Below are 19,637 nucleotides of genomic sequence, written 5' to 3'. Positions count from 1 at the left end.
AAGCACACTTACTATTAGCTTTCAACGGGTTCTCGGGGTTAGTCTCGAAAGGTAGCCAAATCAGGGATTGGAGTTCCGCATGGAAGAACCTCAGCTCGCCGAGCCGACTACAGTCGTGGCCGATATCCAAGACCTGCTGCTCGATACCCCTGACGTTGAAGCGTTCCTTGAGGAGCTGGCCAGACACTCGGCTGGCATGTTCAGCACCCCCGGAAACGAGGTCTACTGCGGCATCACGCTTATGCGGCACCGCTCAGCCGGGACGGTGGCCAGCAGCGGTGAGCGCGCCCGGATGCTGGATGAACTGCAGTACAACTTCGACGACGGGCCGTGCTTGCGTGCCTGCCGTGAAATCACCCAAGTGCACATACCTGATTTCGCCAAAGACAACACCTGGCCGGAGTACAACAAGATCGTCACTGAACACGGCATCCGGTCCGTCTTGGCAGTGCCATTCCCCCTCAGTGATGACACTGCAAGGGCTGGCCTCAACCTCTACTCCGAATACCCCAACGCCTTCGACCAAGCCGCCGTGCAGCGCGCCAACGACTACGTGCAGCAGGCGTCCAAGGGCCTGCGCCTGGCTGTCCTGATCGCCGAGCACAGCCAGACAGCCAACAACCTCCGGGCAGCCATGGAATCCCGTACCGTGATCGACGTGGCAACAGGGATCATCATCGCGCAGAACCGCTGTACCCAGGAGGAAGCGATTGAACTCATCAAGAAAGCCTCCAGCAACCGGAACGTCAAGCTCCGGGTAGTCGCGCAGGCCATTGTTGAATCGGCGGGCGGCGGGACCGTTCAGACATACTTCAAGTAACGCTGCTGCTTTGAGGCGCCACCCCAGCTCCTAGCCCTGCATCGCGCCTATGATGGCGCCCATGGCCGTGAACGTGACTACGTTGTAGCTGGCATTGATAGCGAACAGAGTCAGGCTTCGGCGTTCGAACAGGTAGTTCACGCCGAGCGCTGTTGCTACCCATCCCAGTCCAGCGGCCAGGCCGGCGAAGGTTCCGAATGCGAGCCCACCACGGCCAATGAACGCGGCCAGGAAAACAGCCATCACCACGGCAAGAAGGAACGAGCCCACAAAGACGCGAACCGTTCCGGACTTCAGCTGCTCATCGCTGACACCGGCCGCCTTTTGCCATGGCTTGGCGAACAGCAGCGAGTACCAAAGCCCACCTACCACGAACGTCGCCAGCGCAGCCAACAGCACGGCGAGCCAATTGATCTGAAGGTCCATCGGTATCCTCTCAAGAGCGGGTAGATCCTGAGATGACAGTAAGTGCTTCAGCCCGCGGGGTCTTGTAAAAAAACCGCAGGCTAGCTGGTGACTTCCTCCAGCGGGACGAACGTGGCGTACTCCGCACCATAGCTCTGCACCACCTGCAGGTACTCCGTTGGCGTGTACCCACTGAAGCGCCTGAAGGACCGGATCAGATGCGGCTGATCGTAGTAGTCCGCCAAATGAAGAAGCTCGCGGCCCGGCACCGAGCCCTTCGGCAGGGCCGCCGCTTGGTTTACCATCCTGTTGAAGCGGCATACATCCGAATACGCTTTTGCCGTGGCTCCGCAGTCCCGCATCATGATCCGCTCCAGCGTGGACGGGCTGACACCCAGATCCTTGGCCAGCACGCCGATCGCTACGTCCTCCTGCGCCAGGATTTCTGTAGCTTTCTCCACCCTGGGATCCGCCCGGTAGCTGGGCCTTAGCCGTTGGTGGAGGAAGGTGCTCAGGGCCGCAAACGCCTGCTCGGGTTCCGCGTCGGTGAGGTGCGTGCGTAGTTCCGAAAAACCCGGGAATACAGTCTCGGCGTCCACCACACGGTTCTGAAACACCGACGGCGGTTGGCTGGTGAACGCTGCCAGGCCGTAGGGGGTCAGGCGGGCACCAACGTTGAAGAGCTGGGCAGGGTTCTCGCTGATCAGGTAGCTGCGTTGAAGGCCCGCGTAGAAACCCGTGGACACTTCAGTTGAGCCGGCTTCCGTCCGGGTGGTGCCTGTGCCGGCTTCCTGGGCGTTGGCGGCAATGCCGGTTTCCGGCGGGCTGATGAGCCTGTAAGGGTCGGAGAGGTTCAGGATCAGGTGCGCAAACGGCCCGGGGAGGATCTTCTCGTACCTTGCCTGCGGCTCAGCGCGGAGAAACCACAGCCCGGTGACGAACGGCTGGAGCCCGGGAGATGGTGGGCACTCTTCATAGAACACAGGCCCAGTCTAGGCAGCTCAACGCCTCGGAGCCCGCCTTTGTTCGCAACCCCCGCCGCTCAGCGGTGAGGGTTGCGAACCGGAGGTGTGTTGGCCACAGCGGTTCGCCCGGCTAAGACGAGCGGCAGTTACAGGAGGCTGCGCAAAACCTGTGCCGCGCCGTCGTCGAGCACTGAAGCGGTGACCTCATCCGCGACGGCAATGACCTCGTCAGGTGCCTGCCCCATGGCAACGCCGCGGCCGGCCCACGTGAGCATCTCGATGTCGTTGCGGCCATCGCCCACGGCAACCGTGTTGGCCTGGTCCGTTCCGAGCTTGTGGCGCAGAACCTCCAAGGCACTGGCCTTGGTGACGCCCTCGGCTGCGATGTCCAGCCAGGCGGTCCATCCCACCGAGTACGTCACGCCGGAAAGTCCGATGTGCCTGATGGCCTCATTGAACTCATCCGAGGTGTTCTCGCTGCTGAAGACCACTACGCGGACTGCCGTGGCATCCAACATGGTCTGGAAGTCGACGCCGATGGACTCCACACCGAAACTGGCATCCTGGAAGCGCTCCGTGGAGAGAAAGTTTCCGTCCTCATCCTCCAGGGCGTACTTGGCGTTGGGCAGCCGTTCCCGCAAGGCCTTCAGAGCCGGAGCGGGGTCGAACGTTGCCTTATGGATGATCTCGTAACCCTTCTCCAACGACGGATCAAGGCGGAGGGTCACACCACCGTTGCAGCACACGGCGTAGCCTCGCTCGAGGCCGATCTTCTGGATGATGGGAAGCGTCGCATTGAGCGAGCGGCCGGTGGCAATCATGACGTCGTGGCCGCTTGCAACCACAGCCTGAGCGGCGGAGCGAACTCCCTCCGACATGTGGCCGTCGTGGTCCACGAGTGTGCCGTCCACGTCCAATGCCACCATGTACTTGTTGTTATTTGGCTGGTCATCGATGCCAGCAACTGGAGTATCAGTCAAAATAGTCATGCTTACAGTAGAGCAGACACCCCGGACACTGAACTAGGACCGGCGCCACAGCTGCGCGTTAACGCACGGTGAATACCTGTTCCGAGTTTCACCCTCTACCGGACAATTCACCCCCGCATCCGCCGGTGAATTGTCCACATAACGGTGAACAACCGAACCCTTTCCACATAGCCCTACTGAGCGGGAGTCACGTGAATCCCTATGCAGCAACAGTGGTTCATGGACTACCAGAACGAATTCATAGTGGCTGCCCGGCATGGACTGGAAACAGGTGCATCGCGGCAGCTCAGCAGACGGTACAAGAAGGGCGAACTTGTCCGGGTACGCCAGGGCGTATACGTGGACAAACAGCATTGGCTCGCGCTCAAACCCTGGGATCGATACGCCGCAACCGCACGGGCCGTGGCAGCGGAGAACCCTTCCGCGGAGTTTTGCTTCGAAACAGCCGCGTTACTCTGGGGACTGCAGATGGTCGGCGTTCCATCGCACATCCACCTTGCCAACGCCTCGCGCGGGCATGCCGGCGCTCGAAAGCCGAGCACCAGCGCAGCCACCCTGGATTCCTCGGGAACCAGCGGTCTGGAGCGGATCCGCGGATATGGCATCTACCGGCACTACTATTCAGCCGACACCGTGTACCTGCGCGGGTTGCGACTCACAGGACTGGCGCGAACGGCCGTTGATGTCCTGGCCAGGGGTTCGTTCACCAAGGGCGTCACCTTGGCCGATCACGCGATCAGTGCAGCAAGGTTTCCGTCGCTTTTCATGAGCAAAGCGGCACTTAGCGCGGCAGCCGAGGGCCTTGCTTCCGAGGCCAAGAGACAACGCGTCGAGCACATTCTGAGCTTCGCTGACGAGAATTCCGGCTCCGCGGGTGAGTCACTTAGCCGCGCCCAGATGCACCTTCTCGGCTTCCCTGCTCCGGAGTTGCAGTGCGAGTTCCGCGATGCCATGGGGTTCGTTGCCCGTACGGACTTCTTTTGGCGGGACCAACGAGTAATCGGAGAGTTCGACGGCGATGCAAAGTACTTGAGGGACGAATATCTGGGTGGACAGAGCGCCAGGGAAGCGGTCCTCGCCGAGAAGAAGCGTGAGGACAGGCTGCGTGCTCTCGGGTTCAAAGTAGTGCGATGGGACTGGGCAACGGCCAACAATCCCGCCTTGTTCACGGCAAAACTCCTCGCGGCTGGGCTGACCCCGCAACGAAACACCCTCCTACGGACAATTCACCCGCGCACTCGAGGGTGAATTGTCCGTAGGAGGGTGACAAGTGGAAACTAGAGAACCGGGAGAACCTCAAGTCCACCAAGGTACTTCTGCAATGCCTTGGGAACGTTGACGGAGCCGTCCGGGTTCTGGTGGTGCTCAAGGATGGCAACAATCCAGCGTGTGGTGGCCAGCGTGCCGTTCAGCGTGGCAACGGCTCGGGTTCCCTTGGCAACACCTTCGTCGTTGACCACGCGTTCCCGGATGTTGAGGCGACGCGCCTGGAACGTGGTGCAGTTGGAGGTGGAAGTGAGCTCGCGGTAGGCGTTCTGCGTGGGGACCCAGGCTTCACAGTCGAACTTGCGTGCCGCGGACATGCCCAGATCACCGGCAGCCGTATCGATCACGCGGTAAGGAAGCTCGCACTTTGCCAGCATTTCCTCTTCCCAAGCCAGCAGGCGCTCGTGCTCGGCAGCGGCTTCCTCCACAGTGGTGTAGATGAACATCTCCACCTTGTTGAACTGGTGCACGCGGATGATGCCGCGGGTGTCCTTGCCGTGGGAGCCGGCCTCGCGGCGGTAGCAGGAGCTCTGGCCTGCGTAGCGGATGGGGCCGGCAGAGAGGTCCAGGATCTCGTCTGCGTGGTAGCCCGCGAGGGCCACCTCCGAGGTTCCCACGAGGTAAAGGTCGTCTTCGGCGAGACGGTAGATCTCGGCGTCGTGTTTTACATCAAAACCGGTGCCCTGCATGGTCTCGGGGCGCACCAAAGTGGGGGTGATCATGGGGACGAAGCCGGCGTCAATCGCCTGCTCCATGGCCATCTGCAGCAGCGCCATTTCCAAGCGGGCACCGACGCCGCGGAGGAAGTAGAAACGCGAGCCGGACACCTTGGCGCCGCGCTCCATGTCAATGGCGCCGATCAGCTCACCGATTTCCAGGTGGTCTTTCGGCTCAAAATCCTTGAACTCGCGGGGAGTGCCTACGGTCTTGACCACAACGTAGTCGTCCTCGCCGCCCTCGGGGACTCCGTCAACAACAAGGTTGGGGATGACCCGCAGCAGCTCTTCCTGCTTGGCCTGCGCTGCGGCAGCCTCGGCGGAAGCGGCCTTGACCGAGTTGGCCAGCTCTTTGACCTCGGCCAGGAGGGCCTGCTTTTCTTCGCCCTTGGCCTGAGCCACCTTCTTGCCGAAAGCATTCTGCTCGGCACGCAGGGTTTCGTGGCGAATCAGCGCGGCACGGCGATCGGAGTCAGCGGAGATGATCGCGTCCACAACGGACTCGTCGGCGCCACGGGCGCGCTGGCTGGCCCGGAACTTGTCCGGATTTTCGCTGAGGTCTTTTACGTCGATCACCAGACAAGAGTATTCGAATCTGCCGCGGTTTTCCGGCCCGCAGCGGGCAAAGTCCCTCCGTCACGGGCGTGAGGCAAGGAGGAGACTGCCCGGGAGGATAGTGTGGGAGCACCATGAGCGACTGGATCCTGTACCTGATTCTCGCTGGGGGCGTGGTTTTTGCCGTCTCCAGTTGGTGGGGTGTGCGCCGACTGAAAGCCCGCCACATCAGGAGCGCGGTCCGGGAGGACTCACACAAGCCCGGCCCCGGGGACCAGCGCGTGGCGGTCATCCTCAACCCGGTGAAAAACAACGCCGAAGAGGCCCGCCAAGCCATCATCGACGCCTGCGATCTAGCCGGCTGGGACCCGCCCAAGTTCTTTGAAACCACCGTGGACGACCCCGGTTACGGTCAGTCGCGCCAAGCGCTGGCGTACGGGGCCGACGTCGTTCTGGCGTGCGGCGGCGACGGTACAGTGCGCGTTGTGGCAGAGTCGCTGGCGCACAAGAACGTTGCCATGGGCCTTGTCCCGCTGGGCACCGGTAACCTGCTGGCCCGCAACGTGGATCTTGACGTGACCGACCTCGCTGACTGCATCCAAGTGGCGTTGTTCGGCAACCAGCGCTACATCGATACCGCCACCATGGGCGTGGATAACGACAACACGGGCGAGTCAGCGAAACACACGTTCCTGGTCATCGCCGGCATGGGCCTGGACGCCGAGGTTGTGGGTGACACCAAGGAAGACCTGAAGAAGAGCGTTGGTTGGCTCGCCTATACGGAGGCAGGCGTCCGCCACCTGCCCGGGCGCCGCAAACGCGTCACCATCACCATGGACGACCAGCCCGAGCAGGCACGCAAGATCCGCAGTGTACTGTTTGCCAACTGTGGCCTGATTCCCGGCGGCATTGATTTCATCCCTCAGGCCATGATTGACGACGGAATGCTGGACATTGTGGTGATGAGTCCCCGCAGTGCTTTCGGCTGGCTCGCCATGTACACGAAGGTTTTGTTCAAGCACAAAGCGAACCTGCCGATGATGAGCTTCTACCGTTCAGGGAAGGTCATCATCCGCAGCCAGGAACCCATGGCCACCCAGCTGGACGGCGACCCCTCAGGCGAGGCGACAACCGTCACCGTGCAAGTGGAGCCGGGATCCCTGCTGGTGCGGGTGCCGAAAGCCAAAACCGTTTAGAGAGCGCCGACGTCCGGTTTTGCAGCATCCCTCTCGGCTTCCTCAGTGGCCGCTTTGGCAGCAGCGCGGGCCTCAGCCTGCTCCTTGATCATCGCTTGTTCTTCTTCAAAGCGGAGTCGGTCAGCGCGATCAGCTTCATCGCCATTCCAGTCGTCCTGGTTATCGCCAGTGGGCTTCGGATTGACGATCATGCCCTGGCCGTCTTTGTCATCCCGGTGTACAGACATGACCGCTCCTTTCATTTGCCATTCATCCATCGTTTATGGATCAGGCAAGCATACGCACAGAAGCATTCTTGCGAAAGGGCAGACGCTCCGCCTGTGGATAGCGGGCTAGGAGCCCCTCAGGATTGAATCCACCCACGCGTGCGCCGAAGCGAAAGCAGCGTCAGAAGTGTGGGGAGCAACCACGGCCGGCTGCTTGTCGGCACGGGCATAGGAGCCCAGGAACCGGGTTGCCGGACTGATCCGGTGCAGGCCTGCAAGCGCGTCAGCCACCCGCGAATCAGTGGCGTGCCCATCAGCGTCGATGCTGAAAAAGTAGTGGCCCAGGTATTGTCCAGTGGGCCGCGATTCGATGCGGCTCAGGTTCACGCCGCGGGACGCGAATTGGTCCAGGATTTCCATGAGCGCGCCTGGGTGGTCCTCCGGCAGCGGCACCACCACGGTGGTTTTGTCCGCGCCCGTTCGGTCCGGAAGAAGGCCGGGCTTGCTCACCAGGATGAACCGGGTGACAGCCTCGGGGTTGTCGCCAATGTCCTCGGCCAAGACGTTGAGGCCGGGTTGTCCGGCAGCAACCAACGGGGCACAAATGGCTGCGTCATAGGGAGCGTCGTCCTCCAGCAGGCCCATGGCGGATGCCGCCGTCGAGGATCCGGGGACGTAATCGGCCTGCGGGAGGTGCTCATCCACCCACAGACGGCATTGCGCCCAGGCATGGCCGTGCGTCGAGATCCGCTTGATGTCCGAAAGCTCGACGCCGGGCCTCGCCACAAGCACGAAGGTAATGGGGACAAGGGCCTCACGGATGATCCGGAGCTCTTGGCCCGTGGCAATCGCGTCCAGCGTGGCAGTGACCCCGCCCTCCACCGAGTTCTCGATGGGCACCATGGCCGCGTCAGCCTCTCCGGCCCGGACCCGATCCAGCGCCGTATTGACGTTGGTGCACGGGACTCGAGTGGCTTCGGCAGCCCCAGGGACCTGCATGAGGGCAGCTTCGGTGAAGGTGCCCTCGGGGCCGAGGAAGGTGTAGGTGACTGCTGACATCGGAGATATTCCTTGCTGGTTATATACGCGGGTTACAGAACTACCGGCTTGAGCCCGTTATCCGAAACCATGGGTTTCCCCGCCTCAAACCACATGTCCATGCCACCGGCAACGTTCACGGCAGAATAGCCCTGCCCCACGAGCCACTGGACAGCGCGGAATGACCGGCCTCCGGTGCGGCAGATGACAAAGAGATCGTCATCCGGGTCAAGTTCGTCCAGGCGTGCCGGCAGCTGGTCCATGGGGATGTGCACTGCACCTTCCGCGTGCCCGGCCACCCATTCGTAGTCTTCGCGGACGTCCAGAATGCTGGCATCTGCCGGAATGTCGCCCACAGGTACGGTATCGAAGTCGCTCATGGCGTTCCCTTCCCATCGATTTAGTCCAGCATCCAGCCTAGTCCCCGATGCATGGCACCGTAACTTCACGGGACACCGCAACGCCACGGAAACACCTGCCCTTGCTTCCCGGCGCCAGGACGTTAAGACTGGGACGGAAGCGCCTTCCCACCCCCGGCCCGTTAGGAGTGCCCGAATGACCTTTGGACAAGCAACCATTCTGGCGACGTCCGGCGGCTACAAGCCGGGTGAGCGGACCCGGATCGAGTTCAACCACCTGATGCACTACGCAGTGGAGCTCTCGGGCGTCAGCGGCCGGGCACCCCGGGTGACACATATCGGGACTGCATCCGGTGATCAGCGCTGGTGGGCTGCGGAAATGGACCAGGCAGCACGCATTGCTGGGTTCGATTTCAGTCATCTCAACCTCTTCACCATGCCCAACATCGAGGACCCGGAAGCGCACCTCCTGGAGCAGGATGTTGTGTGGGTGAACGGCGGCTCGGTGGTGAACCTGCTGGCTGTGTGGCGGGCGCACGGACTGGACGGAATCCTGCGGAAGGCTTGGGAAAGCGGAGTGGTATTGGCTGGCGTTTCGGCAGGGTCCATCTGCTGGTATCAGGGTGGTGTGACCGATTCTTTCGGCCCGGAACTCAGGCCTGTGACCAATGCGCTCGGTTTTCTCCCCTACGCCAACGGCGTCCATTACGACTCCGAACTGCGGCGCGCCCCGGCCATCCACGAGCTGGTGGCCAACGGCACTTTGGGCGAGACCCACTGCACGGACGACGGCGTCGGGCTGGTTTACCGGGGAACGGAACTGGTGGAGGTGGTGTCCGAAGTGAAGAACAAGGCTGCCTTCCGGGTGACAGCCGGCGCCGGCGAAAGCGTGGACGCTGTTGCTGTGGAGGAACGGTTGGAGCCACGATTCCTTGGTTGAGCCTCCCCTGCAAGAAATTTCGCAACTGACAGCCGTTGAGCTCCGCAATGCCCTCGCTGCGGGCGATCTCTCCGCCCGGGAAGCCGCCGAGCATTTCCTGCAGGCCATCGAATCGCGGAACAGGCAACTGGGTGCCTTCGTCACCGTCACGGCCGAACAGGCCCTCAAAGACGCCGCGGCTTCAGACGCGCTGCACGCAAGGCTGGCCCGGGAGGGCCGCCGCGAAGAACTCCCCGCCCTCCACGGCATGCCCACCGCCTTCAAGGACCTCACGGATGTGGCCGGCGTGCCCACCACGCACGGCAGCGCAGCCCTCGAGCACAAACCAGCTCCGGAGGACGGCGCCCTCGCAGCAACGTTGAAAGGGCAGGGCGTCATCTCGCTGGGTAAGACCCAGGTTCCGGAATTTGGACTTACGGCCTACAGCGAAAACCGGGTGGCACCGCCGTCGCGCAATCCGCACGCCTTGGGACGAAGCTCGGGCGGGTCGTCGGGCGGCAGCGCTGCCGCCGTAGCTGCGGGGCTGGTTCCGTTCGCGCCGGGTACCGACGGCGGCGGCTCCATCCGGATTCCAGCAGGCGCCTGCGGACTGGTGGGCCTAAAGCCGGGACGGGGCTTGGTGCCGGGCGGCGCCAGCGCGGGCGATGCCGCTAAATTGGTGGTTGCCGGGCCGCTCGCCCGGACCGCGGCAGACGCAGCACTGCTGATGGACGCGCTGGTCCCGCGGGATCAAGCGCCCGACGGCGGATACCTCGCCAATGTGGGGCAGGCACCGGAGCCCTTGAGGATCGGGGTGAGCTTGGACAGCCCGTGGGCCGGTATCTACCCGTTCCAGATCGACGAAGAAGCAGCTGATGCCTTGGAGCTCGGGACCAAGCTGCTGGAAAAAGCCGGCCACAGCGTCACCGAGGCCGGCATCCGCTACGACAACCGCTATCCCGAAGCGTTCACAACAGCCTGGACTGCCGGCGTCGGGAGTGCCCGCATAGCACCCCAGCGTGAGGCGCTGCTGACCCCGTTGACCCGGACGTTCCGGCGTCGGGCGCAACAGCGGAGCGCCTCGAAAGTCAATGAAGCGCTGAGTTTCCTGCGGCAATTCGAGCACGACACCTTGGCGCAGTACGCGGAGTGGGACCTGATCCTCATGCCCACTTTGGCGCAGACACCGCGGCCCATCGGCTGGTTCACCGGCGGCGGCCACAGCGGCGAGCCGTGGCCGAGCGAGTGGGCCGGCGATGCCGATGAGGACTACAAACGGCAGTGCGAGTACGCTCCGTGGTCCTCCATGGTGAACGTCTGTGGGCTCCCGGCCATCAGCATCCCGGTGCACACAACTGCCTCAGGGTTGCCCATGGGAATTCAGATCATCGGCCGGCCGGGATCTGAACTGCAACTTCTCCAGCTTGCAGCCGTCCTGGAGGCCCGGTAACCAGCACGTCTAACATATGGAAAGTGGTTGCCCCGGGCATTGATCGATGTGACAATGCCCGCAGTCAGTGCCAGCATTGAGAAAATGAGCACACCTCAAACCACGGCTGAGTCCGCAAAGCCAGCGGGCGATACGTCATTCTTCGGCCACCCAAAGATGTTGGCCAGCCTCTTCTCCGTGGAAATGTGGGAGCGATTCTCCTTCTACGGCATGCAGGGAATCCTGCTCTACTACATGTACTTCACCGCCGAGCAGGGCGGTCTTTCCATTGACCAGGGGCTCGCTGCTGGTTTGGTGGGCGCGTACGGTGGTGGCGTTTACCTGTCGACGATCCTCGGCGCCTGGCTCGCCGACCGTCTCTTCGGCTCCGAAAAAGTTCTGTTCGGCTCGGCCATCATGATCATGGCCGGCCACATCGCACTGGCGCTGCTTCCGGGCGTTCCGGGCCTGATAGCGGGCCTGGTGCTCGTAGGCATCGGCTCCGGCGGCTTGAAAGCCAACGCCACGGCATTGGTGGGCACCCTCTATGGCGAGAAGGACGAGCGCCGCGACGCCGGCTTCTCCATCTTCTACATGGGCATTAACATCGGCGGGCTCATCGGCCCGCTGGTGACCGGCTGGCTGCAGACGAGCTACGGCTTCCACGTGGGCTTCGGCGCCGCAGCCGTGGGCATGGCCATCGGCCTGGTCATCTACGCGTTGGGCCGCAAAAGGCTCCCCGAGGAAGCGCACCGCGTTCCCAACCCGCTCCCGGCGAAGGACCGCACCAAGTATGGTCTGATCTTCCTGGCCATCCTGGTTGTCATCGGCGTTCTGCTTGGAACGGGGCTCGTCAACGCCAACAACCTCGCCAGCAGCATGGCCTACGCCGCAATTGGCGCCGCTGTGATCTACCTGTTCCTGATCTTCCGAAGCCCGCTGGTCACCGGCATTGAGCGCAAGCGCGTGGTGGCCTTCATCCCCTTGTTCATTGCATCGGCCGGGTTCTGGGCACTGTTCCAGCAGCAATTCACCTTCATCGCCGTGTACTCGCAGGAGAAGCTGGACCGCAACCTGTTCGGCTGGGAAATGCCGGCCGCCTGGGTTCAGTCCATCAACCCGGTGTTTATCATCATCTTCGCCGGCGTCATGGCTGCCCTCTGGACGAAGCTGGGTTCCAAGCAGCCGAGTTCGCCGCTGAAGTTCTCCGCCGGCCTGTTCATCATGGGCCTGGCATTCCTGGCCTTCATCCCGCTGGCCGGCGAGGGCAAAACTCCACTGCTGGCGCTTGTGGGCATCCTGTTCATGTTCACCTTGGCCGAACTGTTCCTTTCCCCCATCGGCCTGTCCGTGAGCACCAAGCTCGCCCCGCAGGCGTTCCACACCCAGATGGTGGCCTTGTTCTTCCTGTCCGTCTCACTCGGCACCACGCTGGCCGGCATCCTCGCCGGGCTGTACAACCCCCAGGACGAACTCCCGTACTTCCTGGGGATCGGCGGCGTTGCAGTGGTCCTGGCCGTTGGCTTGGCTGCGGCTACGCCCGCGATCAAGAAGCTGATGGGCGGCGTTCGCTAGGCTTCCCGGCACACGGCACGCAACCTTAACGACGGCGACCCTTGGGTCCGGTGGAAATCCCACCTGACGCAAGGGTCGCCGTCGTACGCGTCTTAGTAGTTGTAGCGGCCGCTGCTTGACGCGCCAATGGCGACGAAGAAGATGATGCCCAAGATGAGCGTCAGCGCCACGCCGAGGTAACCCATCACCAGGCCGGCGATCGCCATGCCCTTGCCTGCAGGCTCACGCTTCAGGGCGAGGTGGCCCAGAATCACAGCTGCAATCTGCGGGAGGATGAAGAACCCGAAGCCAACGTAGACGGCGATGCCACAGCACATGCTGGCAATGCTCAGGCCCTTGGGCTCGGCCTGCATGGCGTAGTAGGCGGGCTGGCCGTAGGGTGACTGCGGCTGACCGTAAGGCTGCTGGCCGTAGGGCTGCTGGTTGAACGCCTGCTGCTGGTACGGGCTGGGCGGCTGGCCGTAGGGCGAGGGGGGCTGCTGGCTGTAATCACCCGGCGTGTACGGGTTCTGGCCTTGCGAGCCCTGCTCGTAGGGCGGGATCGGCTGGGTGGCGTTGGCGCCGTATTCCGGAGCGCCGTGTTCGGGAGCGCCCTGTTCAGGTGTGCTTTCGGCGGACGGGCCCTGATGGGACGTGCCCGGCTCGGGCGCGCTGAACTGTGCGGGCGGGACGTACTGGGGCGGTTCGTAGCCCGCAGGCTTATCCTCGTTGCCCTTGGATGGCTGGTCTGACATAGGTATCCCCCTGGATGTGGTCTTTGGTCCCAACACTACCGCCGCCAGGGGCGCCACATAAGGTAGCGCGCGACCCGCGCGTGTGCCACCGAATCACGTAGGGGCATATTCATGCATACGCATGGAATATTTTCGAGCCGGACTTGGTTTTCATCGATAGCGACCTAAATCATCGCTCACCAACTAAATCTGCGGGGCCCTGTCCCGCAAAGGAGGAATCATGGGTAACTTTGAAGGCAAAACCGCGCTCGTCACCGGCGGAGGCTCCGGCCTCGGGGAAGCAATCAGCAAGGACCTCGCGAAGAACGGCGTCAACGTTGTTGTTGTGGACGTCAACCTCGACGCCGCCACGCGCGTAGCCGAGCAGATCACGGCCGACGGCGGCACGGCAGTACCGTTCCAAGGCAACACTGCAGTGGCCGAGGACAGCAAGAAAGCCGTCGACTTCGCAGTGGAGACGTACGGAGCCCTCAACTACGCCGTCAACAATGCCGGTATCGGCGGCGCCAGTGCTCCCGTTGGAGAAATCGACATCGAAGACTGGGACCGGGTCATCGCCATTAACTTGAGTGGCGTCCTCTACGGAATGCGCTACCAAGTCCCGGCCATCCTTGCCGCTGGCGCATCCGAGGGCGCCATTGTGAACATGGCATCGATCCACGGCGCCGTAGCCGCTCCCGGCAACGCCGCGTACACCGCAGCCAAGCACGGCGTTGTGGGCATGACCAAGAACGCTGCCGCTGAATACGGAGCTCAGGGCCTTCGCGTCAATGCAATCGGCCCCGGCTACATCGACACTCCCTTGCTGGCCGCCGCGCCGAAGGAAGTTGTCAGCGGGCTCGAAGCAAAGCACCCGCTTGGCCGCTTGGGCACGGCCGAGGAAGTCGCGAACGTCACCACGTTCCTCCTCTCCGACAAGGCCAGCTTCATGACCGGCTCCTACGTGCTCGTCGATGGTGGCTACACCGCCGTCTAGCGTTCCTGGTTTCGTTCCCACTGGGTTGTTCGCTACCCCTACCCCCGATCGCGCCCCTAACCTCTGGAGCGAATAGCGCGAAAGGGTGCGCCACCGGTGAACAAGTGGCGCGCCCAGGGGGAACGGGTGCGCCTGCTGTGGTCTGAACGGGGAATGAATCTTTGCTGACTTGGCGGTTTTTGTCCTGACGTAACAACGCCATTCGGCGTCACAGGGGCCGGATCGGCGGACATTTCGTGTCAGCTGACGCCAAGGTCTGGCATGCTGGACCCCATGGCTAGCCGAGCGGGCACAGTTGCCCTTCCCCAGGACCTTGTTGACATCACAGCCCTGCTGGACGCGTACTTCGACGTAACTCCAGATCTGGGCGACCCTGCGCAGCGCGTGGCATTTGGTACGTCCGGGCACCGCGGATCCAGCTTGAAGGCGTCGTTTAACGAGCCGCATATCCTCGCGATCACGCAGGCAATCGTCGAATACCGTGGCCGTCAGGGCATCACCGGGCCGCTGTTCATCGGACGTGACACCCACGCCCTCAGTGAGCCGGCACAGAACTCCGCACTGGAAGTACTAGCTGCCAATGGCGTCACCGTTCTGGTGGACGCACGCCACGGTTATACCCCGACGCCGGCACTGAGCCACGCCATTCTCAAGTACAACCGCGAAGCCGCCCCGGGCACTCCCCAAGCTGACGGCATCGTGGTCACCCCCAGCCACAACCCGCCAGGTGATGGCGGTTTCAAATACAACCCTCCGCACGGCGGCCCCGCTGACACGGACGCAACGGGTTGGATAGCTGACCGCGCCAACCAGTTGCTTGAGAACGGCCTCCGCGGGGTCAAGCGCATGCCGTTGAACGATGCCTTGGCCGCCGACACCACCGGCAAGTTCGACTTCCTCAGCAGCTATGTGGACGACCTCCCTTCCGTGCTGAATCTTGACGCCATCCGGAACGCCGGCGTCCGCATCGGGGCTGATCCCATGGGCGGCGCGTCCGTTGACTACTGGGGCGAGATCGGCGAGCGCCATCAGCTGAACCTCACGGTGGTCAACCCCACCGTGGATCCGCAGTGGGCTTTCATGACCCTCGACTGGGACGAGAAGATCCGCATGGATTGCTCGTCGCCGTCGGCCATGGCGTCGCTGATCAAACGGATGGCCGCCGGTGCCGATGGTACCGCCGCCTATGACATCGCCACTGGCAACGACGCCGACGCCGATCGCCACGGCATTGTGACACCGGATGGTGGTTTGATGAACCCCAACCACTACCTGGCCGTAGCCATCGATTACCTGTACCGGAACCGTAGCGGCTGGAACCCCGAGTCTGTGGTGGGCAAGACGCTGGTTTCGTCCTCGATCATCGACCGCGTTGCAAGTGGGCTCGGCCGCAAGTTGGTTGAGGTTCCCGTGGGCTTCAAGTGGTTCGTGCCTGGATTGCTTTCCGGTGAAGGCGCGTTCGGTGGCGAGGAATCGGCCGGAGCATCCTTCAATAAGCTCGACGGCAGTGTGTGGACTACGGACAAGGACGGCATCTTGCTGGCCCTGCTGGCGTCGGAGATTACAGCCGTCACCGGCAAGTCTCCTTCACAGCTGTACAAGGGTTTGACTGACCAGTTCGGCGCGCCTGTTTACGCACGCATTGACGCTGCGGCCACCCGCGAGCAGAAGTCCAAGCTGGGCAAGCTCTCCGCCGCGGACGTCACCGCGACTTCCCTTGCAGGCGAAGAGATCACGGCCAAGCTCACCGAGGCTCCCGGCAACGGCGCGTCAATCGGGGGCCTGAAGGTTGTCACGGAGAACGCCTGGTTTGCGGCACGGCCTTCCGGCACCGAGGACGTGTACAAGATCTACGCCGAGTCCTTCAAGGGTGCGGATCACCTGAAGCAGGTCCAGGAAGAGGCCAAGGCGTTGGTGGACGGCGTTATCGCGTAACTTCCTCAAATCTTCTCTCACATTCCAGCCTTAAATCCGGGTCCCTCTCTCCCGGGTGGAAGTGATAGAGCGTTGGCCCCAAAGCCGAGGGATGTGAGAGAACGTCCAGAGGGTCGCCCCGTTAAGGCAAAACGCCCGCTCACACGAAAGTGAGCGGGCGTTTCTGCTGCGGGAAGACTCTAGACGGTGCTCACAACGTCGTCGTAAGCGAACTTCGGCTTGGCTTCGCCCCAGGCGTCCGGGCCGGGCTGGCCGATGTTGACCACCAGGAAGCTCTTCTGGTCGCCGGCCGGGAAGAATTCGGCGTCGATTGCGGAGAAGTCGGCACCGGTCATCGGGCCAGCGGCGAACCCCAGCGAGCGCACGGCGAGGATGAAGTAGCCGGCCTGCAGGTGAGCGTTGTTGTTGCCCGTAGCAGCGGCGAAAGCGGGGTCGGCGTCGTACATGGCCTTCGGCGCGTCGTAGGCGGGGAGGAACTTGTCCCACTGGCCCTGCCAGTCGGTGTCGTAGGACAGGATGGCAACCAGCGGGGCGGACGCGGTCTTGGCCTGGTTGCCACGCGACAGGGTGTCCACCAGCTTGGCGCGGGCCTCGTCCGAGCGGACGTAGGTCACGCGGAGCGGCTGGGAGTTGAATGCGGTGGGGCCGAACTTGGTGAGCTCGTAGATGGCGCGGGCCTGCTCGTCGGTGACCTCGCCGGCGAAGCTGTTGGCGGTGCGGGCTTCGGCAAAGATGGCGTCGACTGCTGCGGCGTCAATGACTGCTTCTTCGTGTGCAATCGTCATGGGTAAACCTTTCGCTGGGCCTGACCCTGAACCGGCCGGGCACTTCTGCTTTCCATGGTTGCAACTTCAACTTCCGTTGTCCTCTTCCCATGACGGCCCGTGACGTTGGGCACAGCGCAAAAGTCGGTAGCATCGTGCATACGAGCTGCCACCCGTTGTGGGGGACGTTCAGCCGTGGGAATGACGACACCAGAAGGGGCCTGATGCCTACCTTTCCCTTAGCGGCCCGCCAGCGGGCACTGGCTGTTCTTGTGGTGCTTTTGGTGATGTTCCTGATGCCAACCGGGCAGGCGTTGGCGTCCACGCAGACACTCGGTTCCGAACAGCAGCAGCCTGGCGTCGAGGATCCTGGAACACGCTTTTTCGGGGCTTTGCTGGACTGGGACAAGGACTCAGCTGCGGATTACGCCCAGCGACTCGGTACGCCCGCGGCTTTGTACGGCCAGAACGTGTCCATGCCCGTGGATGACGGCGGCCGCGAATATTTGAAGGGTTACTTCTCCCAGATCGCGGACCAAGGCTCGCACGCGCTGCTCACGGTCCGCCCCGGGATCGCCCTGAAGGACATCAACGACGACGTTGCGTCCGCTTTTGCGCGTCAAATCACGACGGCGGCAGCTGGCTTTCGAGGGAAGGTCTTCATCCGCTTCGCACCGGAAATGAACGCCCCGTGGGTCAGCTGGGGACAGGAGCCGGAAGCTTATCGAGCTGCTTTCGACAACGTAGCCGCAGCACTCCGGTCCACCCTGCCGGATCCGGTGATGGTGTGGTCTCCCACAGCTGAGAAGGATTACCCGTTCCAGGTTGAAACGTCTACGCCTCCCAAGGGCGTGCCCTTGGGATCGGTGGACACGAGCGGCAATGGCGTGTGGGATCAGGATGACTCCGCTTTTGAGCCGTACTATCCGGGCGATGACGTGGTGGATTGGGTTGGGCTGTCCGTCTATCACGACACGACGGGCGCCGGTAAGGCCAGCAATACGCTGCCCGCGGCGGGTGAGTTCAATGAAGCCCTGCACGTATCCAGCGGGGGAATTTCCAGCGGCGGGCCTGGGACGGACAATTTCTACAACACCTATGCACAGGCCCGCGGCAAGCCTCTCTTGGTTGAGACGGGGGCTTTCTACTCGCCCGGAGCCGGTGGCGCTTCTGAGCTGGACGTCAAGCAAACGTGGTGGCACCAGGTCTTTGCCTCGGTGGCGGAGCCCGGTAATGGGGCGGTCCGGGCTGTGGTGTGGAATGAGACCACCGATGTGCGCGAACCAGGGCGGGTGCCCATTGACTGGAGGAGCACTGCTGAGCCCCAGCTGGCCACCCCGTTCCGAACCTCGTTGGACACCTCAGGCCTCACCCTTGGACCCGTCACTGAGAAGGGACTGGACAACGTGCCCGGCATCGAAGCCCCTCAAGCGAAGAGTGGGACGGTCATCCAAGGCTGGGCGGCGTGGGCTTCGGCCGGGTCCGTGCTGATTGCTGTGGCGGCATTGTGGCTGTTGTCCTCGCGGGCTTTCGCCAGTAAATGGTCCTACACCGGCACGGGTAAGCGTGATGCGCGGATCGACATGCTCCGGGGCCTGGCCATCGTGTTCGTGGTGGTGAACCATGTGGGCATCAACTCCGTTTTCCAGCTGCTCAGCCAGGAGACCTTGGGGGTGGTTTCCGGTGCGGAGCTCTTCGTCATGCTCTCCGGTGTGGTCCTCGGCATGGTTTACGGTCCCCGGATAGCCACCGACCTGGGTGACGTTGTAGACGGGACCACCAAGCGCGCTTGGAAGTTGTACTTCACGGCCCTTGCCGTGGTGTTGATCGTGTACGGGCTGAGCCTGCTTCCCTTCATAAACGCCGCAGCAGTCACCACCTTCACGGATCAAGGAACCGGCGGGGCAGGCCGCGCAGCGGCAGGCACTACGTACGATCTCTACGCCGGGATGGAGGGACTGCTGCAGTTCCCCGTCCCGCAGGGTCTCATCCCGGCTCTGCTGTTGCTGCAGGTTGGGCCGTGGCAGTTCAACATCATGGGGCTCTACGTGATCCTGTTGCTGATTAGCCCCCTGATCCTCGTTGCGCTCTCGCGCGGATTCACGTGGCTGGTCCTCACGCTCAGCGTCGGCCTCTACACGGCGGGATCAATTTTCCGTTTCCGCCTGCTGCCGTCGCAGTTCGAGGATTCTTTCCCGCTTCTCGTGTGGCAGCTCTTGTTTGTTGTGGGGATGACCGCCGGGTTCTATCGGCGTCAGATCATCGAGTGGTTCGGTGACCCGCAGCGCCGCCTGCTTCTGGGAGTTTGCGTCTTCCTGGCCGCTGTCTGTGCCGTGTTCTCCTGGAGCGGCCCTTACCTGACCAATCAACTGGACGTTAGGCTCGCACTGATCCCGGAAAGCACGTTCAGGTTCGTCTACGACACCTTCTTCAGTAGGACCTACCTTGGCCCGGGGCGGGTGCTCAACGTCTTCCTCATCACCATTGCCCTGTACGCATTGTTGAGTGCTTTCTGGAAGCCGTTGTCTCGTGCCGTGGGCTGGTTCTTCATACCTCTGGGCCAGGCCACACTGTACGTGTTCATCATGCACGTGTTCTTTATTGTGGCCATTGCCAACATCCCTGCCCTGCGGGACGGAAACCTGTGGCTGAACACTGCCGTGTACATCGCGTTGCTTGCCACACTGTGGGTAATGGTCAAAACAAAGTTCCTGTTCGGGCTGGTTCCCCGCTAGAGACCAGCATTCGCCGCCGCCCCAAGGTCCGCATTGGCGGTAATGTTGCACCGAA

The 19,637-nt window shown here is 62.7% G+C and carries 18 protein-coding genes; 9 read left to right on the top strand and 9 right to left on the bottom strand.

Annotation, left to right across the window (positions count from 1 at the left end; all coding sequences use genetic code 11):
• Positions 1–79: 79 nt before the first annotated feature.
• Positions 80–820 (top strand): GAF and ANTAR domain-containing protein, encoded by a 741-nt coding sequence (locus tag HAV21_RS18330; protein ID WP_142937210.1) that lies wholly within the window; start codon positions 80–82, stop codon positions 818–820.
• 30 nt (positions 821–850) lie between these two features.
• On the opposite strand, the gene HAV21_RS18325 is transcribed toward HAV21_RS18330, so the two are convergent.
• From HAV21_RS18325 to HAV21_RS18315, 3 genes are all read right to left on the bottom strand, one after another.
• Complete coding sequence (locus HAV21_RS18325) at positions 851–1,246, bottom strand: DUF1761 domain-containing protein (RefSeq protein ID WP_142937211.1); 396 nt, start codon at positions 1,244–1,246, stop codon at positions 851–853.
• A gap of 80 nt (positions 1,247–1,326) precedes the next feature.
• A complete protein-coding gene (locus HAV21_RS18320) occupies positions 1,327–2,208 on the bottom strand; it encodes a helix-turn-helix domain-containing protein (protein WP_166842678.1) in 882 nt (293 codons plus the stop codon).
• 128 nt (positions 2,209–2,336) lie between these two features.
• The gene (locus tag HAV21_RS18315; RefSeq protein ID WP_166842677.1) at positions 2,337–3,179 is read right to left on the bottom strand and encodes an HAD family hydrolase; all 843 of its coding nucleotides are present in this window, start codon (positions 3,177–3,179) and stop codon (positions 2,337–2,339) included.
• 219 nt (positions 3,180–3,398) lie between these two features.
• On the opposite strand from HAV21_RS18315, the gene HAV21_RS18310 reads away from it, so the two are divergent.
• The gene (locus tag HAV21_RS18310; RefSeq protein WP_166842676.1) at positions 3,399–4,427 is read left to right on the top strand and encodes a hypothetical protein; all 1,029 of its coding nucleotides are present in this window, start codon (positions 3,399–3,401) and stop codon (positions 4,425–4,427) included.
• A gap of 29 nt (positions 4,428–4,456) precedes the next feature.
• Here the strand turns inward: HAV21_RS18310 and serS are convergent, their stop codons facing one another.
• Entirely contained in the window at positions 4,457–5,737 is a 1,281-nt protein-coding gene (gene serS, locus HAV21_RS18305) for a serine--tRNA ligase (protein ID WP_166842675.1), read from the bottom strand.
• A 113-nt stretch (positions 5,738–5,850) separates the two neighbouring features.
• Between serS and HAV21_RS18300 the strand changes: the two genes are divergently transcribed.
• A complete protein-coding gene (locus HAV21_RS18300; RefSeq protein ID WP_166842674.1) occupies positions 5,851–6,912 on the top strand; it encodes a diacylglycerol kinase family protein in 1,062 nt (353 codons plus the stop codon).
• Here HAV21_RS18300 and HAV21_RS18295 read toward each other — a convergent pair.
• The 3 genes from HAV21_RS18295 to HAV21_RS18285 form a co-directional block, all read right to left on the bottom strand.
• Entirely contained in the window at positions 6,909–7,139 is a 231-nt protein-coding gene (locus HAV21_RS18295) for a hypothetical protein (protein WP_142937217.1), read from the bottom strand. The two genes, HAV21_RS18300 and HAV21_RS18295, sit on opposite strands and share 4 nt — an antisense overlap.
• A gap of 105 nt (positions 7,140–7,244) precedes the next feature.
• Positions 7,245–8,177, bottom strand: a complete 933-nt coding sequence (gene pheA, locus HAV21_RS18290) for a prephenate dehydratase (RefSeq protein WP_166842673.1) — start codon at positions 8,175–8,177, stop codon at positions 7,245–7,247.
• Between the two features lie 32 nt (positions 8,178–8,209).
• The gene (locus tag HAV21_RS18285; protein WP_142937219.1) at positions 8,210–8,536 is read right to left on the bottom strand and encodes a rhodanese-like domain-containing protein; all 327 of its coding nucleotides are present in this window, start codon (positions 8,534–8,536) and stop codon (positions 8,210–8,212) included.
• A 175-nt stretch (positions 8,537–8,711) separates the two neighbouring features.
• Here HAV21_RS18285 and HAV21_RS18280 point away from each other — a divergent pair, with 175 nt between their 5' ends.
• The 3 genes from HAV21_RS18280 to HAV21_RS18270 are packed head-to-tail and all read left to right on the top strand — an operon-like array spanning position 8,712 to position 12,438.
• Positions 8,712–9,455: a peptidase E gene (locus HAV21_RS18280; protein ID WP_166842672.1), complete on the top strand. Its 744-nt coding sequence runs from the start codon at positions 8,712–8,714 to the stop codon at positions 9,453–9,455.
• A complete protein-coding gene (locus tag HAV21_RS18275; protein ID WP_166842671.1) occupies positions 9,448–10,884 on the top strand; it encodes an amidase in 1,437 nt (478 codons plus the stop codon). The genes HAV21_RS18280 and HAV21_RS18275 overlap by 8 nt, the downstream gene beginning before the upstream one ends.
• A 54-nt stretch (positions 10,885–10,938) precedes the next feature.
• On the top strand, positions 10,939–12,438 hold the full coding sequence (locus HAV21_RS18270) for a peptide MFS transporter (RefSeq protein ID WP_166842670.1): 1,500 nt from the start codon (positions 10,939–10,941) through the stop codon (positions 12,436–12,438).
• Positions 12,439–12,530: 92 nt separating this feature from the next.
• Here the strand turns inward: HAV21_RS18270 and HAV21_RS18265 are convergent, their stop codons facing one another.
• Positions 12,531–13,172 (bottom strand): DUF4190 domain-containing protein, encoded by a 642-nt coding sequence (locus HAV21_RS18265; RefSeq protein ID WP_166842669.1) that lies wholly within the window; start codon positions 13,170–13,172, stop codon positions 12,531–12,533.
• A gap of 220 nt (positions 13,173–13,392) precedes the next feature.
• Between HAV21_RS18265 and HAV21_RS18260 the strand changes: the two genes are divergently transcribed.
• A complete protein-coding gene (locus HAV21_RS18260; protein ID WP_166842668.1) occupies positions 13,393–14,148 on the top strand; it encodes a glucose 1-dehydrogenase in 756 nt (251 codons plus the stop codon).
• A gap of 273 nt (positions 14,149–14,421) precedes the next feature.
• Positions 14,422–16,083 carry a phosphoglucomutase (alpha-D-glucose-1,6-bisphosphate-dependent) gene (pgm, locus tag HAV21_RS18255; protein ID WP_223941388.1) on the top strand — a complete coding sequence of 554 codons (1,662 nt, stop codon included), beginning with the start codon at positions 14,422–14,424 and terminating at the stop codon, positions 16,081–16,083.
• A gap of 179 nt (positions 16,084–16,262) precedes the next feature.
• On the opposite strand, the gene HAV21_RS18250 is transcribed toward pgm, so the two are convergent.
• Positions 16,263–16,868 carry a malonic semialdehyde reductase gene (locus HAV21_RS18250; protein ID WP_166842667.1) on the bottom strand — a complete coding sequence of 202 codons (606 nt, stop codon included), beginning with the start codon at positions 16,866–16,868 and terminating at the stop codon, positions 16,263–16,265.
• A 203-nt stretch (positions 16,869–17,071) separates the two neighbouring features.
• Between HAV21_RS18250 and opgC the strand changes: the two genes are divergently transcribed.
• Positions 17,072–19,582 carry an OpgC domain-containing protein gene (gene opgC, locus HAV21_RS18245; RefSeq protein ID WP_166842666.1) on the top strand — a complete coding sequence of 837 codons (2,511 nt, stop codon included), beginning with the start codon at positions 17,072–17,074 and terminating at the stop codon, positions 19,580–19,582.
• Positions 19,583–19,637 lie beyond the last annotated feature (55 nt).

This window comes from Paenarthrobacter sp. MSM-2-10-13 (assembly GCF_011605365.1).
In the GTDB taxonomy this organism is placed as follows: Bacteria; Actinomycetota; Actinomycetes; order Actinomycetales; family Micrococcaceae; genus Arthrobacter.
Note: the sequence above shows the minus strand (reverse complement) of the source record. Positions and strands in the feature narration are given on the sequence as shown.

Excerpts from the sequence above, each read along its gene's own strand:
- HAV21_RS18330 (WP_142937210.1), top strand. The coding sequence starts at position 80 with ATGGAAGAACCTCAGCTCGCCGAGCCGACTACAGTCGTGGCCGATATC.
- HAV21_RS18325 (WP_142937211.1), bottom strand. The coding sequence starts at position 1,246 with ATGGACCTTCAGATCAATTGGCTCGCCGTGCTGTTGGCTGCGCTGGCG.
- HAV21_RS18315 (WP_166842677.1), bottom strand. The coding sequence starts at position 3,179 with ATGACTATTTTGACTGATACTCCAGTTGCTGGCATCGATGACCAGCCA.
- HAV21_RS18310 (WP_166842676.1), top strand. The coding sequence starts at position 3,399 with ATGGACTACCAGAACGAATTCATAGTGGCTGCCCGGCATGGACTGGAA.
- HAV21_RS18300 (WP_166842674.1), top strand. The coding sequence starts at position 5,851 with ATGAGCGACTGGATCCTGTACCTGATTCTCGCTGGGGGCGTGGTTTTT.
- HAV21_RS18295 (WP_142937217.1), bottom strand. The coding sequence starts at position 7,139 with ATGTCTGTACACCGGGATGACAAAGACGGCCAGGGCATGATCGTCAAT.
- pheA (WP_166842673.1), bottom strand. The coding sequence starts at position 8,177 with ATGTCAGCAGTCACCTACACCTTCCTCGGCCCCGAGGGCACCTTCACC.
- HAV21_RS18285 (WP_142937219.1), bottom strand. The coding sequence starts at position 8,536 with ATGAGCGACTTCGATACCGTACCTGTGGGCGACATTCCGGCAGATGCC.
- HAV21_RS18280 (WP_166842672.1), top strand. The coding sequence starts at position 8,712 with ATGACCTTTGGACAAGCAACCATTCTGGCGACGTCCGGCGGCTACAAG.
- HAV21_RS18270 (WP_166842670.1), top strand. The coding sequence starts at position 10,939 with ATGCCCGCAGTCAGTGCCAGCATTGAGAAAATGAGCACACCTCAAACC.
- HAV21_RS18265 (WP_166842669.1), bottom strand. The coding sequence starts at position 13,172 with ATGTCAGACCAGCCATCCAAGGGCAACGAGGATAAGCCTGCGGGCTAC.
- HAV21_RS18260 (WP_166842668.1), top strand. The coding sequence starts at position 13,393 with ATGGGTAACTTTGAAGGCAAAACCGCGCTCGTCACCGGCGGAGGCTCC.
- pgm (WP_223941388.1), top strand. The coding sequence starts at position 14,422 with ATGGCTAGCCGAGCGGGCACAGTTGCCCTTCCCCAGGACCTTGTTGAC.
- HAV21_RS18250 (WP_166842667.1), bottom strand. The coding sequence starts at position 16,868 with ATGACGATTGCACACGAAGAAGCAGTCATTGACGCCGCAGCAGTCGAC.
- opgC (WP_166842666.1), top strand. The coding sequence starts at position 17,072 with ATGCCTACCTTTCCCTTAGCGGCCCGCCAGCGGGCACTGGCTGTTCTT.